Annotated in this window: 14 protein-coding genes; 10 read left to right on the forward strand and 4 right to left on the reverse strand. The window is 64.4% G+C overall.

The genetic code is table 11. The annotated features are described in order from the left end of the window. Window positions 1-12 precede the first annotated feature (12 nt). On the reverse strand, window positions 13-1,692 hold the full coding sequence (locus ACELLULO517_RS10650) for an amino acid ABC transporter ATP-binding/permease protein (RefSeq protein WP_227307346.1): 1,680 nt from the start codon (window positions 1,690-1,692) through the stop codon (window positions 13-15). Further along, window positions 1,689-3,368, reverse strand: a complete 1,680-nt coding sequence (gene cydD / locus ACELLULO517_RS10655) for a thiol reductant ABC exporter subunit CydD (RefSeq protein ID WP_227307347.1) — start codon at window positions 3,366-3,368, stop codon at window positions 1,689-1,691. The genes ACELLULO517_RS10650 and cydD overlap by 4 nt, the downstream gene beginning before the upstream one ends. Window positions 3,369-3,520: 152 nt before the next feature. On the opposite strand from cydD, the gene ACELLULO517_RS10660 reads away from it, so the two are divergent. From ACELLULO517_RS10660 to ACELLULO517_RS10670, 3 genes are read left to right on the forward strand one after another with little or no spacing between them, the layout of a single operon-like run. Beyond that, the gene (locus tag ACELLULO517_RS10660; protein ID WP_227307348.1) at window positions 3,521-5,131 is read left to right on the forward strand and encodes a cytochrome ubiquinol oxidase subunit I; all 1,611 of its coding nucleotides are present in this window, start codon (window positions 3,521-3,523) and stop codon (window positions 5,129-5,131) included. A 28-nt stretch (window positions 5,132-5,159) separates the two neighbouring features. After that, window positions 5,160-6,299 (forward strand): cytochrome d ubiquinol oxidase subunit II, encoded by a 1,140-nt coding sequence (gene cydB / locus ACELLULO517_RS10665; protein ID WP_227307349.1) that lies wholly within the window; start codon window positions 5,160-5,162, stop codon window positions 6,297-6,299. A 33-nt stretch (window positions 6,300-6,332) separates the two neighbouring features. Then, a complete protein-coding gene (locus tag ACELLULO517_RS10670) occupies window positions 6,333-6,536 on the forward strand; it encodes a hypothetical protein (protein WP_227307350.1) in 204 nt (67 codons plus the stop codon). A gap of 242 nt (window positions 6,537-6,778) precedes the next feature. On the opposite strand, the gene ACELLULO517_RS10675 is transcribed toward ACELLULO517_RS10670, so the two are convergent. After that, on the reverse strand, window positions 6,779-7,240 hold the full coding sequence (locus tag ACELLULO517_RS10675) for a hypothetical protein (RefSeq protein ID WP_227307351.1): 462 nt from the start codon (window positions 7,238-7,240) through the stop codon (window positions 6,779-6,781). A 260-nt stretch (window positions 7,241-7,500) separates the two neighbouring features. On the opposite strand from ACELLULO517_RS10675, the gene ACELLULO517_RS10680 reads away from it, so the two are divergent. Next, the gene (locus ACELLULO517_RS10680) at window positions 7,501-8,232 is read left to right on the forward strand and encodes a Crp/Fnr family transcriptional regulator (protein WP_227307352.1); all 732 of its coding nucleotides are present in this window, start codon (window positions 7,501-7,503) and stop codon (window positions 8,230-8,232) included. A 16-nt stretch (window positions 8,233-8,248) separates the two neighbouring features. On the opposite strand, the gene ACELLULO517_RS10685 is transcribed toward ACELLULO517_RS10680, so the two are convergent. Beyond that, window positions 8,249-9,439: a TDT family transporter gene (locus ACELLULO517_RS10685; RefSeq protein WP_227307353.1), complete on the reverse strand. Its 1,191-nt coding sequence runs from the start codon at window positions 9,437-9,439 to the stop codon at window positions 8,249-8,251. A 207-nt stretch (window positions 9,440-9,646) separates the two neighbouring features. On the opposite strand from ACELLULO517_RS10685, the gene ACELLULO517_RS10690 reads away from it, so the two are divergent. From ACELLULO517_RS10690 to ACELLULO517_RS10715, 6 genes are all read left to right on the forward strand, one after another. Further along, the gene (locus ACELLULO517_RS10690; protein WP_227307354.1) at window positions 9,647-10,048 is read left to right on the forward strand and encodes a response regulator; all 402 of its coding nucleotides are present in this window, start codon (window positions 9,647-9,649) and stop codon (window positions 10,046-10,048) included. A gap of 173 nt (window positions 10,049-10,221) precedes the next feature. Continuing rightward, window positions 10,222-11,370 (forward strand): branched-chain amino acid ABC transporter substrate-binding protein, encoded by a 1,149-nt coding sequence (locus ACELLULO517_RS10695; protein WP_227307355.1) that lies wholly within the window; start codon window positions 10,222-10,224, stop codon window positions 11,368-11,370. 33 nt (window positions 11,371-11,403) lie between these two features. Beyond that, a complete protein-coding gene (locus ACELLULO517_RS10700; RefSeq protein ID WP_227307356.1) occupies window positions 11,404-12,303 on the forward strand; it encodes a branched-chain amino acid ABC transporter permease in 900 nt (299 codons plus the stop codon). Between the two features lie 2 nt (window positions 12,304-12,305). Next, window positions 12,306-14,132 carry a branched-chain amino acid ABC transporter ATP-binding protein/permease gene (locus ACELLULO517_RS10705; RefSeq protein ID WP_227307357.1) on the forward strand — a complete coding sequence of 609 codons (1,827 nt, stop codon included), beginning with the start codon at window positions 12,306-12,308 and terminating at the stop codon, window positions 14,130-14,132. Further along, window positions 14,129-14,854, forward strand: coding sequence for an ABC transporter ATP-binding protein (locus ACELLULO517_RS10710; RefSeq protein ID WP_227307358.1), 726 nt, complete (start codon window positions 14,129-14,131; stop codon window positions 14,852-14,854). The genes ACELLULO517_RS10705 and ACELLULO517_RS10710 overlap by 4 nt, the downstream gene beginning before the upstream one ends. A gap of 114 nt (window positions 14,855-14,968) precedes the next feature. Next, the gene (locus tag ACELLULO517_RS10715; protein WP_227307359.1) at window positions 14,969-16,852 is read left to right on the forward strand and encodes a hypothetical protein; all 1,884 of its coding nucleotides are present in this window, start codon (window positions 14,969-14,971) and stop codon (window positions 16,850-16,852) included. Window positions 16,853-16,867: the final 15 nt, after the last annotated feature.

The raw sequence follows: 16,867 nt of genomic DNA on the forward strand, positions 1-16,867 counted from the left end.
GACAATTGAACGTCAAACGATTGGGACGATATGTAGGGAGTGATCGCCCAGCCGGGAAGGACCCCAGCCAGGTAGCCCCAGGATCTCGGCTCCGCTTTCAGTCAAGGTGATCAGAGACGTGCAAAGTGCCAGCGGCGCCGGCCGGTGGGAGACGATGATCGCGCCCTGCCCGCTCCCGGCCAGCCTTGCTCGCAGCCGCTCCACCACGCGCTGCTCCGTCACCGCATCCAGCCCGGCGGTCGGCTCGTCCAGCAATAGCCAAGGCGCCGCGCGCAGATAGGCGCGGGCGAGGTTGAGGCGCCGCCGCTCCCCGCCCGAGAGCACCGCGCCATTCTCGCCGATCCAGGTGTCCAGCCCCTGCGGCAGCCCACGAACGGTCTCGGCCAGGACCGCATCTTCCAGCACCTGCCACAGATCATCGTCCGATGTGGCGGGCGTTGCCGCGAGCAGCAGATTATCCCGCACCGTACCGGACAGCATCGCAGCGTCCTGCGGCGCGAAGGAGAAGGTGGCACGCAGACGCGCCAGGTCGATCGCCGGAAGAGGCAAGCCGTCCAGCAGGATCGTCACCGCCTCATCCGCCCGCAGCCCGACCAACTGTTCGAGGATGGTGGTCTTGCCGATGCCCGACCGCCCGGTAAGGCCAGTGACGCTGCCAGGCACCAGTCTGGCGCCCGGGCGAAGAAGGCGTATGTCGGGCCGGTCGCTCAACGACACGGCAGCAGGAATGGGCGAAGGCAGATTGTCCAGCACCCGGTCCAGCCGGCGCGCGGCCTCGTCCCAACTGCCCCGCGCTTCCAGTCCGCGCAGGAAAGGCCCGGCACAATCGACCGTCATCGCCGCCCCCAGCGCCGCCATGGCGGCCAAAGGCAAGGATTGATGCGCGCTGAGCGCCATCGCCAGCATGGCCGCGATCCCGGCACCCATGGCCTGCAGCAACGCGAACCAGCCGCCCCAGGCGGTCAACTGCTTCTGCGCCCTCAGCAAAGCTTCGCTTTCCCTGGCAATTTCCTGCGCCGCCCAGTCCTCCAGCCCATAGGCGCGGAGTTCCGAGGCGGAGGAGACCAGCGCGGCATAGCGATCCTTCAGCCGCGCGATCGACCGCTGCACGTCTCGCCCGACTTCGGCCGAAAGCCAGGCCAGAACCCAACCGAGACCGAGGGTCATGACCAGAATGCCGAGCGTCGCGGCAGCGGGCGCGATACCGGCCGGCACCAGCATGGCCAGTCCCGCCAGCACACCGGCAGCCAGGCCCCAGGGAACGGGCAAGCGCACGAAGCGCGCTTCCAGCACATCGACGTCTTGCACCATGCGGCTCGATGCATCGCCGACCGACAGGCTCAAGGCGCGCTCGACCGGCGCGGCCAGAATGGCCGCGAACAGTTTCGGTCGCAGCCGCGCCAGCGCGCCCAGCGCCGCGTCATGCCCGATGACGCGCTCGGCGTAGCGGCCGCCGGTGCGCAGGATGGCGCAAAGCCGAATGATCGCCGCCGGCAGCACATAGTTGAAGGCGCCGGCGGCAATCGGCCCGGCCAGGCCAGCGAGCGCGCAGGCCGTGATGAACCAGCCCGAAACGCCGAGCAGCGCGACTGACCCTGCCGCGACGGCCATGGCGGCCGCGCAGGCGATCAGCAGCCGCGCCCGCTGCGTTTTCCGTTCCTGCGCGATGAGGTTGGAGAGCGCGGTCATCATTCAGCCTCCAGCCGCACGATACGATCCGCGATGGCGGCGAGACGCGGCGAATGGGTCGCGATCAGCACCGTCCGCCCCCGCGCGGCTTTCGCGATGGACGCGACCAGCGCCGCCTCGCTCGCCGCATCGACATGCGCCGTCGGCTCATCCAGCAGCAGCAAAGGCGCGGGGTTGAGAAAGAACCGCGCGAGGGCGATGCGCTGCCGCTCCCCGCCCGACAGGCCGCTGCCGCGTTCATCGATCTCGGTCTGCAAGCCATGGGCGCGGGTTGCCAGCATGGCGCAGAGCCCAGCCTGCCGCGCTGCCGCCAAAATCTCGCCGCTGGTTGCACCCGGCCGGGCGAGGGCGATATTGCGCGCCAGCGTGCCGGCCGTGATCAGCGGTGATTGCCCGACCCAGCCGACCGAACCGGCAACGCTGGCAAGCGACCCCAGCACCTGACCGTCGACGGACATAAGCCCCCCTGTCGGCTCCACCAGTCCCAGAACAAGGTTGAGGAGCGAGGTTTTGCCGGCGCCGCTGGGGCCAAGTACCGCGACGATCTGCCCTGGCGCGATATCGAGCGTGAAACCGTCCAGCACGGAACGGTCATGCCCTGGATAACGCAAAGAAACATTGTCGAAACGAATGCGCGGAGCCGTCAGCAAAGTGAGCGGCGCTGTCGCCGCAGGTGGTGCCTGGGCCGCGATCGCCATCAGCCCGTCCGCCGCCGTCTCGGCCGATTGCCGGTCGTGATAGGTGGCGGCAAGCCGGCGCATCGGCAGATAGAATTCCGGCGCCAAGGCGAGGACGAAGACAGCGCGGGCGAGATCGAGATGCCCGAAATGGAAGGGCTGGATGAAGCCTGGGATAAGGCCAAGCAGGTTGAAGCCGCAATAGATGGCGACCAGCGCGACCGCCAGGGCGGCAAAGAACTCCAACCCGGCCGAGCTGACGAAGGCGATGCGCAGCACCACCATGGTGCGACGTTTCAGCGCCCCGGCAGCATGGGCAAGGCGCGTTGTCTCAGCCGCCTCCGCCTGGAAAGCCAGGATCAGCGGCAGCGCGCGGATAAGGTCCGCGAAGACAGCGCCCAGACGCATCATGGCCTGAAACTGCGCCTCCGCCTGATCGGCAGCCGCCGTTCCGGCCAGGATCATCAGGAAAATGAACGGCAGCAGGGTCGCGGCCAGGATAGCCGCCCCGATCGGGCTCGCGATCGCCGTCGCGACCAGCACGACGAAAAGCCCGGCCGTCGCGGCCTTCGCCGGCAGAAAGCGGGCGATATAGCCGTCCAACGTCTCCACCCGATCGATCGCGGCCGTCATCAAAGCGCCCGTTTCCGGTCGCTGGCCGAGCGGCAAAGCCAGGCTGTGACGGGTCATGCGATCGCGCAGGATCGATTTGGCGCGGCGCGCGGCTTCCGCCCCCGTACAGACCGAAACGAAGCCGCAAGCGCCACGCGCGGCGGCACTCACCACGCCCAGCGCCAGCCAGGGTGCTGCCGCCGGCAATCCGCGCGGCAGCGCGGTCAGCCCATAAGCGAGGGCAGCGGCGAAACCGACCGCCGCCACGCTGTCCAGCGTCAGCACCGTACCGGCCAGGCGCGTCATGCCGCCGCCGGATTTGCCAAGCTCGGCGAGCCAACTGACCCGCCTTGCCTTGAGAAGCCGGGAATGGGGATCTGATCGGGCCATGACCTCACACTGTCACACCGCCCTCCAAGCGCATTGACTCAGATCAAGGCGCCTTTCGCCCCTGCCGGTTAGGCTTTCGTTACGATCGGCCAAGCAAATGATAGCCGCCGCAGGGATGCGCCCAAGACTGGGCAGTGTGTTTGGAGCAAGACATGGACCAAGGCGTCGTAGACCTATCGCGATTGCAATTCGCGCTGACCGCCCTTTATCACTTCCAATTCGTGCCGCTCACGCTCGGCATGACCTTTCTGCTCGCCGCGATGGAGACCGTCTACGTCATCACCGGCAAGCCGATCTACAAGGAGATGACTCAATTCTGGGGCAAGCTGTTCGGCATCAACTTCGCCATCGGCGTCGCCACCGGCCTGACCATGGAATTCGAATTCGGCACCAATTGGTCGATGTATTCGCATTTCATGGGCGATGTCTTCGGCGCCCCGCTCGCCATCGAAGGCATGATGGCCTTCTTCCTGGAATCGACCTTCGTCGGCCTCATGTTCTTCGGCTGGAATCGGTTGAGCCGCGGCGGACATCTGGCCGTCACCTATCTGGTGGCGCTCGGCTCCAACCTCTCCGCACTCTGGATCCTCGTCGCCAACGGCTTCATGCAGGACCCGGTCGGCGCCACCTTCAACCCTGACACCATGCGCATGGAATTCACCGATTTCGCGGCGCTGGTCTTCAGCGACGATGCGCAAGCGAAATTCGTGCATACGACGATCGCCGGTTTCGTGACGGGCGCGATGTTCGTCATGGGCATCAGCGCCTACTACATGCTGCGCCGCCAGCACCGCGAATTCGCGGCAAGATCGTTCCGCATGGCGGCGCTGTTCGGCGTCATCTCCTCGCTCGCCGTGGTGACGCTGGGTGACGCGCTCGGCCGCCTCGACTATCTGGTGCAGCCGACCAAGCTCGCGGCCATGGAAGGCATCTGGCACACCACGACACCGCCGGCAGCCCCCTGGACGGCCTTCGCCATCCCGGATGACGTGGCGCAGAAGAATTACGCTGAAATCAACATCCCCTTCGTGCTGGGGCCGTTGGTGGCACATTCCTTCTCGACCGCGATTCCGGGCATCATCGATCTTGAGCAGAAGGCCAGGGTCAATACCGTCCGTGGCATCAAGGCCGTGATGGCGCTGCACCAGTATTCCGAGGACAAGGACCCGGCCGCGCTCGCGACCTTCAAGCAATATGAGCAGGATATGGGCTATGGCTTCCTGGCCCAGCGCTATGCGCCCGACCAGGATCTGTCGAAACTGACGGCCGACAACACACCGGCGGTGCTGGACCGCGCCGCGCGCGACACCATCCCGAATGTCTTCGTCGAATTCTGGGGCTTCCGCATGATGGTCGCCTGCGGCTTCGCCTTCGTCCTGGTCTTCGCCTTCGGTGCCTATTTCAGCCTGCGCAACGAAATCGAGAAACATCCCTGGCTGCTGCGCGCGTCGATGTGGGCCATTCCGCTGCCGATCATCGCCTGCGAATACGGCTGGATCGTTGCCGAAAACGGCCGTCAGCCCTGGACGGTCTATGGCTGGCTGCCGACCTATATGTCGGCCTCCTCGCATTCCGTCGGTTATATGATCTTCTCGCTGATCGGCTTCGTGCTGCTCTACAGCCTGTTCATCGCCGCCGAACTCTATCTGATGTTCAAGTTCGCCCGCCTGGGTCCGACCGATCACGCCGCGCCCAAGCCCTTGGAAGGCGGCGGCCCGCTGACCTTCAGCCGGCCCGGCTATGCCGACAAGTCCTGGCAGTAAGCGGTACAGCAGGCGTTAGGAAAAAATCATGGAACTCTACGCAATCCTGAAACTGGTCTGGGCCGGCTTGCTCGGCGTGCTGCTGATCGGCCTCGGCGTCATGATGGGCATGGATATGGGCGTCGGCACGCTGCTGCGTTTCGTCGGCCGCAATGACGGGGAGCGTCGTACCGCGCTCAACATCATCGGGCCGCATTGGGAAGGCAATCAGGTCTGGTTCATCCTCGGCGGCGGCGCGATCTTCGCCGCCTTCCCGACGCTCTATGCCACCTCATTCTCCACCTTCTACGTCGTCATGATCCTGCTGCTCTTCAGCATGATCATGCGGCCCGTCGCCTTCGAATACCGGTCCAAAGTCCCCGGCAATGCCTGGCGGGAGACCTGGGACTGGGCCTTCCTGATCTCGGGCGCGCTGCCGATGATCATCTATGGCGCCGCTTTCGGGAACGTGCTGCAGGGCGTCGGCTTCCATTTCGACTGGACGGCCCAGTATCATCAGGATGAAAGCTTCATCTGGTATCTGCTCAACCCCTTCGCGATCCTGTGCGGCCTGCTGTCGCTGGCGCTGTCGATCCAGCAGGGCGGGGCGATGCTGATGATCCGCGGCGTGGAGCCGATCTATGGCCGCGCCCGCACATACGCCTCGGCGGCCGGCCTGGTCGCTGCCGTGCTCTTCGTCCTCGGCGGCGTCTGGATTCAGTTCATCAAGGGCTTCGTCTTTACCGGCAAGGTCGATCCCAGCATGCCGTCGACGCCGCTCGGCGGCCCGGCCGTGGCGCGGCAAGCCGGCGCCTGGATGGATAATTTCCACGCCATACCGATCCTGTGGGTGCTGCCGATCCTGGGTGTCGTCAGCATGGTGCTGGCCTCGATCTCGCTCCGCGCCAATCGGCCGGCGCTCGGCTGGTGGCTGGGCGCGCTGTCCTGGATCGGCACGATCGGCACCGCCGGCGTCGCGATGTTTCCCTTCCTGATGCCGTCCACCACCAATCCGGCGCAAAGCCTGACCGTGTGGAATGCCACCAGCAGCGCCTATACGCTCGGCTGCATGGTCATCCTGGCCGGAATCTTCGTCCCCATCATCCTTTGCTACACCGCCTGGTGCTTCAGCGTGATGCGCGGCAAGGTCCGGGTTGAGGATGTCGTTCATGACGACCATTCCTATTGATGCGCTCTCCCACCTTCGTCAGGGATGCATGACATGACACGCCTTCTTCAAATCGCTGCCCTCGCTGTGGTTCTCGTTTTCGCGCTGCTGTTCGCGGTGGTCGCGGGTGACTACGCACCCTGGTATTTCGCCTGGATGGTCGGCACCGTGATGATCATTCTGATCGCCGCCGCCGGCGCGGTTTTATTCGAAACCCAGGAAGCGGGTCGCGCCGATGGCCGCGACCCAAGCTTCTGAATGACGGAGATCAGCCCATGATGGCCGATACGCTCGCGGGATTCATCCTCGTGATCCCGATGATCTACCTTTGCCTTTATTGCATCGCCTGGCGGCTGGTGCGGCGGAAATATCCGTAAATCGCTCGCCTGCGGACAAGGCTAGGTCCGTGGGTCAGGCCCGCGCTCACAGGCGCCGCTCTAGATTATGGTTTTGCGAGCATCTTCACCTGGCCAGATGAAATCATCTGGCCGGGATCTGCTCTAGAAACGGTATTTCGTCAGCATCAGCCCATCGCGGTTATGGCCGACGACACCGAGATTTTCGGCAACCGCTCTGTCCCGATCAAGAACGACGGAGCGGATCGCCGCGCAATCGAAACGATCAGCCAATTCGTCCAGCGCCCGGGCCAGGGCGGTCAGAACCGCCTGCGGATAAAGCAAATCGATGGCGACGAAATGCTCCGCCGTCAGCACCAGCCCATGGCGCAGATCGCGATCCCGCCGATAACAGACGGCGCCGCAGGGCATCGGATGCCCGCGCCGGCGCGCGACGATGATACCTTCGCGGACAGGCGGCCTTGCCCGCACCATACGCCTTGCGTAACGATCCCATTGCGACCACAGCAGTCCGGGTTCCACGGCGAGGACAAGCGGGTATAGCGGCCGGATATCACCGGCCGTCAGCGCTTCCACCACCACGTCGTTTCGCGTGCGTGAATTCATCGGGACAGGTTAGCGGTTGCCCGCGCAAAGCATTTGACCTGGATCAATGAGCCATGACATTTTCGGATGCTGGCTGGCCGAGGCTAAACCCTCAACCTAATTGCTTTGGCACCCGACAAGGGCGTAAGTTCGCGCCTTAGAGCAGATCCCGGTCAGATGGAATCATCTGTCCGGGTGAAGATGCTCGCAAAACAATAAACTGGAGCGGCACCTGTGAGCTTAAGCGAACAGGAAACGCTCTAGTCTGTAAGGCGGACAATATGCTTCGTCCCCGATCTATCCTGCTGATGCCTCAGCATGAGCATGATCCCTGCTCGTCTTGCGCCGCGCGCGGCTATAGCGTCTGCAGCGCCATTGATGACAAGGATCTTGGCCGCCTGGCCGCGACCGCTGTCGTGCGTGACCTCGCCAAAGGCGAAACCTTCATCGAGGAAGGCGATTCCGCGAGCGATTTTTTCAATGTCACGCGCGGCACCGTGAAACTTTACAAGCTGCTGCCGGACGGTCGCCAGCAGGTGACGGGCTTTGCCGGCGCCGGCCATTTTCTCGGCCTCGCCGTGTCCAACACCTATGCTTTCAGCGCCGAGGCCATCGAACAGTCGCGGGTCTGTCGTTTTTCGCGCCCCAAGCTCAGGGAATTGCTGCACGACTTCCCGGCTCTAGAGGAACGTCTGCTGCAGACGGCCTGCAATGAGCTTGTTGCGGCCCAGGAACAGATGCTTCTGCTCGGCCGCAAGACCGCCCGCGAACGGGTGGCAAGCTTTCTGGTCGCGCGGCTGGAAACCGGCATTCCCTGCGTCAATCCGTCGGATGCCATCGCGCTGCCCATGACGCGCGGCGAAATTGCGGATTATCTGGGGCTCACGATCGAGACCGTCAGCCGCACCTTCAGCCGCTTCAAGGCCGAAAAGCGGATCGCGATCCCGTCCAATACCGAGGTGGTCATCCTCGACCGTCCCTGGCTCAGCGGCATCGCGGCCGGGCTTCAGTAAGCCCGGCCATCTCGGTTCAGACCTCGTCCGCCGTAAAGTCGGACGGGATCGATCCACGCACACGACAGGGCGAGACGAAAAGCTTGCGCTGAAAGGCGCCGATGGCGGTTCTGACGGCAATCATGGTCCAAAGTACCGCCAATAGCAGAACCAGACCCGTGCCGATGACGGAGAACAAGGCAAGCCCGGTCTGATGCGCCAGCGCCAGCGTGGCGACGCTGTAGACGCCGAGGGGGAAGGTGAAACCCCACCAGCCGAGGTTGAAGGGCATGCCTTCCCGCTGCAGGTAGCGCAGCGTCGTCAACACGGCGAGCAGGAACCACCAGACGCCATAGCCCCACAGCGCCAGCCCGCCGATGATGCCGATGCCGCGCGCCATCTGACCGATATCGGCCAGACCGACCGTCGCGAAAGCATGCGGCGCGGCAGCCCCCAGCAGCAGCAGCGACAGCGCGCCCGTGCCGATGGGGCCGAGCGCCAGGCAGCCCGAGGCCGCCATGTCGCGATGCGGCAGCTTATGCAGCACCAGGCGCAGGAACAGGATGACCAGCAGGCTGAGCGCGAGCGGCACTGAGAAGGCCCAAAGCGCGTAACCGAGTGCCAGGACCGTCAGTTCCATGCTGCCGCCGGCCAGATGCGGCAGCAGCTGCCCCGCACTCGCGGCCGCCACTTCCGCCGCCACGATCGGCAGCAGCCAGACCGCCGTCATCTTCTCCATGCTGTGATCATGGCGCGTGAACATAAGGAAGGGCACGCCGATGCCACAGACCACAGCCATGGCCGCATCGATCCACCAGAGCGCGGTCGCGATGCCGACCGCTGCGGGCGCGCCGAGCCAGGGAATGCCGAAGGCCAGAAAACCATTGATGATGGTCGCCAACCCCATCGGGATCGCGCCGAAAAACATGGACATGACGGAATGGCCCAAAATCCGCCGCGCCTCGTCGTAGAACAGAACCCAGCGGGCCGCGTACAGGGCGCTGAATGTCACAAACAGCAGGATATTAAGCAGCCAAAGGACCGTCCCCACGTCGTGCAGACCGGCGCCCGCGAAGGGAAGCTGGTTCAGGGCGAGCGCCGTGATGCCGGTGCCCATGGTCACGGTGAACCAGTTGGGGGTGAAATCCCGAATGATCGCCACAAGGCCCGCTCTCTGCACCGGCAGGGCGGTCGGGACGACAAGGCGCGGTTGGTTGATGTCCGGCAAGATCAGTCTCCTGCAACTCTCTAATCGTTCGGCTCAGAATTGGACCCGCGTCACTCATCCGTCCAAGAGATTTAAATTATCGAATTAATATTGTTTTTAGATTAATTATCTTGGCGGCGACAGTGAGCCCAGGCTCGCTACCGCCAGCGAGCCTTGCGAAAGCGAAAGATTATACCACATAGCTGGTTCAGCGTTTGTGTGAGTGACATGCCTGCAGCGGAGCTGATGCCCGAGACGAAACCTCAGACCGTGCTTGTCGTCGAGGATGAGGTTCTGGTCCGCATGGTCATCTCGGACTATCTGCGCGAATGCGGCTATCGGGTCATCGAGGCGGGGAATGCTGAGGAAGCGCTGGTCATCCTGCAATCCTCCGAAAAAGTGGATGTGGTCTTCAGCGACGTCCAGATGACGGGGCCGATGGACGGTTTCGGCCTCGCGCAATGGGTCAGGCGCAACCAGCCCTGGCTGAAGATGCTGCTGACCTCCGGCAATGCACGCGCTGCCCATACGGCGGGCGAGCTCTGCGAGGAAGGCCCGCTGGAAGCCAAGCCCTATCACCCGCAGGCCATCCTGACGCGCATTCAGCGGCTGCTGGCCGAAAACGGCTAAAAAAGCCTGGCCGCCCGGTGCGGCCAGAAAGACGCGCCCCGCGTTTCATGCTATAAGCTCCGACAATCTGGCCTAGGATTTGCATCGTCTCGCTCAACTGCGCGGGATCGCCGCGCCGTTTGCACGTGCTGTCTGCTCATTCCGTCCCACCAGCCAAGCTGCCGGAGAATTGCATGATCAAGCCGCTTCTTTACGCCGGATTGCCGCTTCTGATGACAATCGGCGGCTCCGCCGCTTTCGCGGATACAATCAAATTCGGTGTGCCCGTTCCGCTCTCCGGCCCCTATGCCTCGGCCGGCATCGATATCGCCAATGCGGCGAAACTCGCTGCCGCCAAGATCAATGCGGCCGGCGGTGTCCTCGGTAAGCAGATCGAAATCGTCGCGGAAGATGATACCTGCGACGCGCAGACCGGCGTGCAGGCCGCCCAGAAACTGATCGACGGTGGCATCGCCATCGCGACCGGCTCCTATTGCTCGGGCGCGGCGCTGCCCGAACTCGTGGCCTTCCATCGCGCGGGCATTCCTTACGTCCTCGACGCCGCGACGAACCCCAAGCTGACCTCGATGGGTTTCGATGACGTCTTCCGCACCATCGGTCGCGATGACGAACAAGGGCCCTTCGCCGGCGCCTATATCTCAGGCTATCTGCATGCCAAGAAGGCAGCGGTGATCGACGACAATACGACCTATTCCAAAGGTCTGGCCGATAACACGGTCGCCGCCCTGAAGAAGGACGGCGTCGACGTCGTCTATTACGATGCCATCACGCCCGGCCAGATGGATTACTCGGCCGTGTTGAGCCATGTCTCCTCGCTCAGCCCGGATGTCATCTATTACACCGGCTATTTTTCGGAAGCCGGCCTTCTCGCCAAGGAAGCGGCGGCCCTGCACGTCACCGCCAAGATGATGGGCGGCGACGCGACCAATGACACGACGCTGATCAAAACCGCTGGCCCCGCCGCAGAAGGCTGGACCGCGACCACGGCGCCGCTGCCGCAATTTCTGTCCGGCGCGAAAGACTTCGTGACCGATTTCACCAAGGCCTATAACACGGCGCCCGGCCCCTATTCGGCCTATGAATATGATGCGGTGAGCGTCGCCGCCAAGGCGATCGCCGATGCCGGATCAACCGACCCGAAAGCCATCACCGCCGCCCTGCACAAGATCGCGAATTATCAGGGTTTGACGGGCAGCATCACCTTCAACAGCGTCGGTGACAGGACAATCGCGTCCTATATCACCGTCGTCGTCAAGGACGGTGCCTTTGCCCCCGGCATGAAGCTGGATGCATCCGGCGCTTGGGTTCCCGTGCAGCAGTAACGCTTCCCTAACAGCCGGTCGGAGTACGGGCCTATGAGTGAATTCGTACAACTCCTGGTCGCCGGATTGACGACCGGCTCTTTCTACGCGCTCATCGCGCTCGGCTATACGATGGTCTATGGCATCGTCCGGCTGATCAATTTCGCCCATGGCGATATCTTCATGGTCGGCGCCTTCATCGGCTGGACGGTTCTCTCCGCGGTTGCCGCGATGCATCTGCCCTGGGGCATCGGTCTGCTGATCGCGGTTCTGGTCGCCATGATGCTGACGGGCGGCATTGGCGTAATCGTCGAGCGCTTCGCCTATCAGCCGCTGCTCTCAGCGCCGAAACTCTCCATTCTCATCACCGCCCTCGGCGTATCGCTGGCGCTGGAGAATGGCGTGCTGCTGATTTTCGGCCCCCGCTTTCTGACCTATCCGCATCTGATTTCGAATGCCGGCTTCACGCTGGCCGGCGCCCAGATCAGCGACGTTCAGGTCGGTATCATCGTCCTCAGCTTCCTGCTCATGGCCGCACTTTATGTCTTCGTGCATCACACCTTCATCGGCACGGCGATGCGCGCGCTGGCGGTCGACCGTGACGCCGCACGGCTGATGGGCATCAATGTCGAGCGCATCATCCAGATCACCTTCTTCCTCGGCTCTACGCTCGCGGCCGCCGCCGGGGTGATGGAAGGTCTCTATTACACCCAGATCAATTTCTTCATGGGCTTCATCGTCGGCCTGCGCGCCTTCACCGCCGCCGTGCTCGGCGGCATCGGCAATATTCCGGGTGCCATGGCCGGCGGCCTTATCATCGGCCTGCTGGAAGCCTTCAGCGCCGGCTATATCTCCTCCCGCTGGACGGACGTCATCGTCTTCCTTGTGCTGATCGGCACACTCGTCATCAAGCCGACCGGGCTCTTCGGTGAGCGTGTCGTGGAGCGGATGTGACGATGCAGGGTCTGACACGCCGCCCGCTGGCCACAGCGGGGATTGCCGCCCTCATCGTCGCGGCCTTTATTCCGTTCTTCTGCCACAACTATATCGTCGATGTGGCGCTCACCATCGTCACCTACGGCATCCTCGCCCTCGGCCTGAACATCGTCGTCGGTTATGCCGGGTTGCTCGATCTCGGCTATGCGGCCTTTTTCGCGATCGGCGCCTATACGACCTCCCTTCTGGAAACGCTGACGGGTCTCAATTTCTGGGAGACCTTGCCCTTCTCCATCGTTTTCGCGGGCATCGCCGGCATCGTCATCGGCTACCCGACGCTGCGGCTACGCAGCGATTACCTTGCCATCGTGACGCTCGGCTTCGGTGAGATCGTCCGCATCATCGCGACCAATCTCGATATCACCGGCGGCCCCAACGGCATCTACGGCATCAACCCGGCGAATTTCTTCGGTCATGATCTGACGGCGCCGAAAGCCGTCTACACGCTCGCCCTCGTCTTCCTGGTAGGCGTCCTCATCCTCGTCATCCGTCTCGGCCAGTCGCGCCTCGGCCGTGCCTGGACAAGCCTGCGCGAAGACGAGGCGGCGGCGGAGGCCGTCGGCGTGCCGACGCTCCGCGTCAAGATGCTGGCCTATGTCATCGGCGCGCTGATCGGCGGCCTGGGCGGCAGCCTGTTCGCCGCGCGCTTCGGCGCCATCGACCCGACCTCCTTCACCTATGCGCAATCCGTCAGCATCCTGATCATCGTGGTCCTCGGTGGGCGCGGCAGCATTCCGGGCGTTCTGGTCGGCGCCATCGTCGTCGCGGGCCTGCCGGAGGCGCTGCGCTTCCTCCATAACTGGCGTGAATTCATCTTCGCCGTCGCGCTGATCATTCTCATGCTGGTGCGCCCGCAGGGGCTTTGGCCGGCAAGATTGCGCCATATCGCCGCCCCCTCGGTGGATGAGGCCCATGCCACCCCGCATGCAGACCCAGCCGAGCAGATCGCCGAAACGACGGCAGGCGAGCCGGACGTGCTGCTGGAAGCGCGCGACGTCAGCCGCGTCTTCGGCGGCCTGAAGGCCGTCGCCGGCGTCAATTTCACCGTCCATCGCGGTGAGATCCTCAGCATCATCGGGCCGAACGGCGCCGGCAAGACGACGGTCTTCAATTGCCTGACCGGCGTCATTCCGCCGACCAGCGGCGCCATCATCTGGAACGGCCGCCCGCTGACGAAGCTGGCGCCGCACAAGGTCGTGGCGCGCGGTCTGGCCCGCACCTTCCAGGGCATCCGCCTCTTCGACAATCTGACCGTCTTCGAGAATGTCCTGGTCGGCATGGATCATCGCTTCCATGTCTCCCTCGCGTCCGAAATGGCGGCCCTGCCCTATGCGCGGCGGGAGACGCATTTGCATCACGCCGCCGGGCGCAACTGGCTGGAATTCGTGGGCCTGGCGTCTCAAGCCGGTCTGCGCGCCGGCGACCTGCCTTACGGCGACCAGCGCCGGCTGGAAATCGCCCGCGCCCTCGCCGGCCAGCCTCAGCTGCTTCTGCTCGACGAACCGGCGGCCGGCATGAACCCGACCGAAAAACAGTCCCTCATGGGCCTCATCCGCCGTATCCGCGACCTTGGCACCACGGTTCTGTTGATCGAGCATGACATGCTGCTCGTCATGGGCGTCTCGGACCGCGTCATCGTCATGGATCGTGGACAGGTCATCGCGACCGGTTCGCCCCAGGACGTGCAGTCCAATCCCCGCGTCATCGAAGCCTATCTCGGCTCCGACGAGGAGGATGAGGAGGACGCGCCTGAGATTTCGTCCCTGCCCGCGGGAGCTTTGGCATGACGCTGCTGACGGTCGAAGGCCTGCGGGTCGGCTACGGCAAGGTGGAAGTGCTGCACGGTATCGATGTGACCGTCGCACCGGGGGAAATCGTGGCGCTGCTGGGCAGCAACGGTGCCGGCAAAACCACGACGCTCCGCGCGCTGTCCGGGCTGGAGCCGTTGCGCGGCGGGCTTATCACGCTGGACGGTGCGGCCATCGGCGGGATGCCCGCCCATAAGATCGCGGCCCTCGGCCTCGCCCATGTGCCGGAACGGCGGCGGCTGTTCGCGCCGCTTACGGTCGAGGAAAACCTCAAGCTCGGCGGCTATCTCATCCGCAGCCAGCAGGCCGAGCTGAAGCGCCGCATCGAGAGCATGTATGCGCTGTTTCCGCGCCTGTTGGAGCGTCGGCTGCAACTGGCCGGAACGCTGTCGGGTGGGGAGCAGCAGATGGTCGCCATCGCCCGCGCGCTGATCCTGCAGCCCAAGCTGCTGGTGCTGGATGAGCCGTCGATGGGTCTGGCCCCGCTGGTGGTGCGTTCCATCTTCGCCATCATCAAGCGGCTGCGCGACCAGGGCATGGGCATTCTTCTGGTCGAGCAGAATGCCCGCCAGACGCTGAAGATCGCCGACCGCGCCTATGTTCTCGAAAACGGGACGATCATGCTGGAAGGTGATGCCGCAACGCTGGCGCAGGACCGCCGCGTGCAGGCGGCCTATCTGGGCGGCGCGGCGGCGGCCTGAACAAGGCCAGCCTAGATCCTAATGCCTAAGCGCGCGCCGATAGACGCGATATTGTGGCCATCGGGACGAAGCGGCAATCTGCGGGGATGGTCCAGCAATCCAGGCTAAGGCGTTATGCATAGAGCGCGACTGCAAAGGTTTTTCGGCCGCGCTCTGCTGATCATCATCACGATCTGGGGGCTCGGGATCATTCTGCCCGACCTCTATCGTGTGGTGGCGCCGCTCCACTCCCTCGGCACCACCATCGACAATAGCGGCAGGGTCGTCGACGTCGTCACGCCGTTCCAATCCGCTGCCCTCTCGCCCGCCGCGCAGGCCGGCATCCGGCCGGGCGACAGGCTTGATCTGACGCAGATGCGGTGCAAGGGGCTGCAAAGCCCCAGCTGCGCCAGCATCATCGCTGTTCTTGGCGGGTTCGGCGGCTTCGGCTATGTGCGGGCCGATGACAAGGTGACGCTCATCCTGCGTCCCGGCCAAGGGTTACCGGCGCGGACCCTGCACCTGATCGCCCGGCCGGCACCGCTGGCCTTCCTGTCCCGCATCGCGCTTGTCGCCGACACCATCGTGGGGGTGGGCTTCATCCTGATCGCGTTCTATCTCGCCTGGACCAGGCCCAGCCGCATGACCTGGGGCTTTTTCCTTTACGCCATCTGGTTCAATGGCGGTCAGAACTATGCGATCTTCGCGGTCCTGCAGGCCTTGCCCTTCGGCAATCTGGCGGAAATCCTGCTCGAATCCCTGGCGCAGGGGGCAGCCTATGCCGGGCTGCTGGCTTTCGCTTTGCGCTTCCCGCATGAAATGGTCGATCCCCGCTGGCGCCGCCTCGACGCTGGTTTGCCCTTGCTTGGCGCCGTCGTCGCGCTCTTCGCCTTGCTCTGCAGCGCCAACCTGTTCGGAATCCCGACCGGCCTGGCCAGCGACGCCTTCTTCTTTTCCATCATCCCGCTCGACGCGGCGGCGCTGCTGATCCTGGTGCTGCGCCAGCGTGAACTGGCGCCCCAGGACGAAGCGCGCATGCGCTGGGCCATCGCCGGCTGCGCCATCGGCCTGCCGGCCTTCCTGCTGGCCGAGATCTTCACCTCGACCGGGCTTCCCTATGCCCTGTTCGGCGCCATCCCCTCTCAGCTGGCCGTGCAGCTGCTTTATCTTCTCCACGGCGGCATTGCCTATTTCGTCGGCACCGCCGTGCGCCGCCGCCGCGTCGTCAGCGTCACCATCCCGCTCAGCCGTGGCGTGACGCTGACCATCCTCGCCTTCCTGCTCGGCGTGCCGATCCTTTATCTTCATGACGAGCTCGCCACCATAAACGAGCATCTGGGCGGGGAGCTTGATCTGCCGGGCTGGTTCTGGCCCTTCGTCGTCGGCCCGCTCGCGCTGCTCCTGCTGGCCCGGCTGCATGAGCGGGCTGTCGTTCTGACGGAGCGCGCGTTCAACCGCAGCTATCACCGGGCGCAGCACATGCTGCAGCACGCCAGCCACACGGTCGTCGGTGCCAAGACCTTCACCGAGGTGGATCGGCTGCTGACCGAGGTTCCGGTCGCCGGCCTGCGCCTTGCCTCCGCCGCCGTGTTCCGCTCGCTGGACGGCACCTTCCGCCGTGTCGGCCCCAGCATCGGCTGGCCGGAGGACGGGCTGACCACGCTGGACGAGACCGCAGACGCGCTCGCTTTGCGCTGCCTGGCCGAGGACGCACCGCTGCCTCTGCCGCGCGGACGCTGGCATCGCCCCGGCCTGCCGCCGGATGACCTGGCCCCCTGCCTTGCGGTGCCGGTCCATGGCGGCGCGACCGAAAGTGCCGCCATCATCCTGTGCGGGCCACATGTCACCGGCAGCGATATCAGCCGGGATGAGCGCAAGCTGCTCAAGCATTTCGCGAAGCAGGCGGCGCTCGGCTATGATCATGTGGAGACCGAGGCGCTGCGGCGGGAAGTGGTGACACTCCGTGCGGCGCTCTCGGCATTCAGGATGCAAAACCCAGGCGATGCGACATCGGCCTGATAGTTGAACGGAGGC

This window comes from Acidisoma cellulosilyticum (assembly GCF_020621385.1).
In the GTDB taxonomy this organism is placed as follows: domain Bacteria; phylum Pseudomonadota; class Alphaproteobacteria; order Acetobacterales; family Acetobacteraceae; genus Acidisoma; species Acidisoma cellulosilyticum.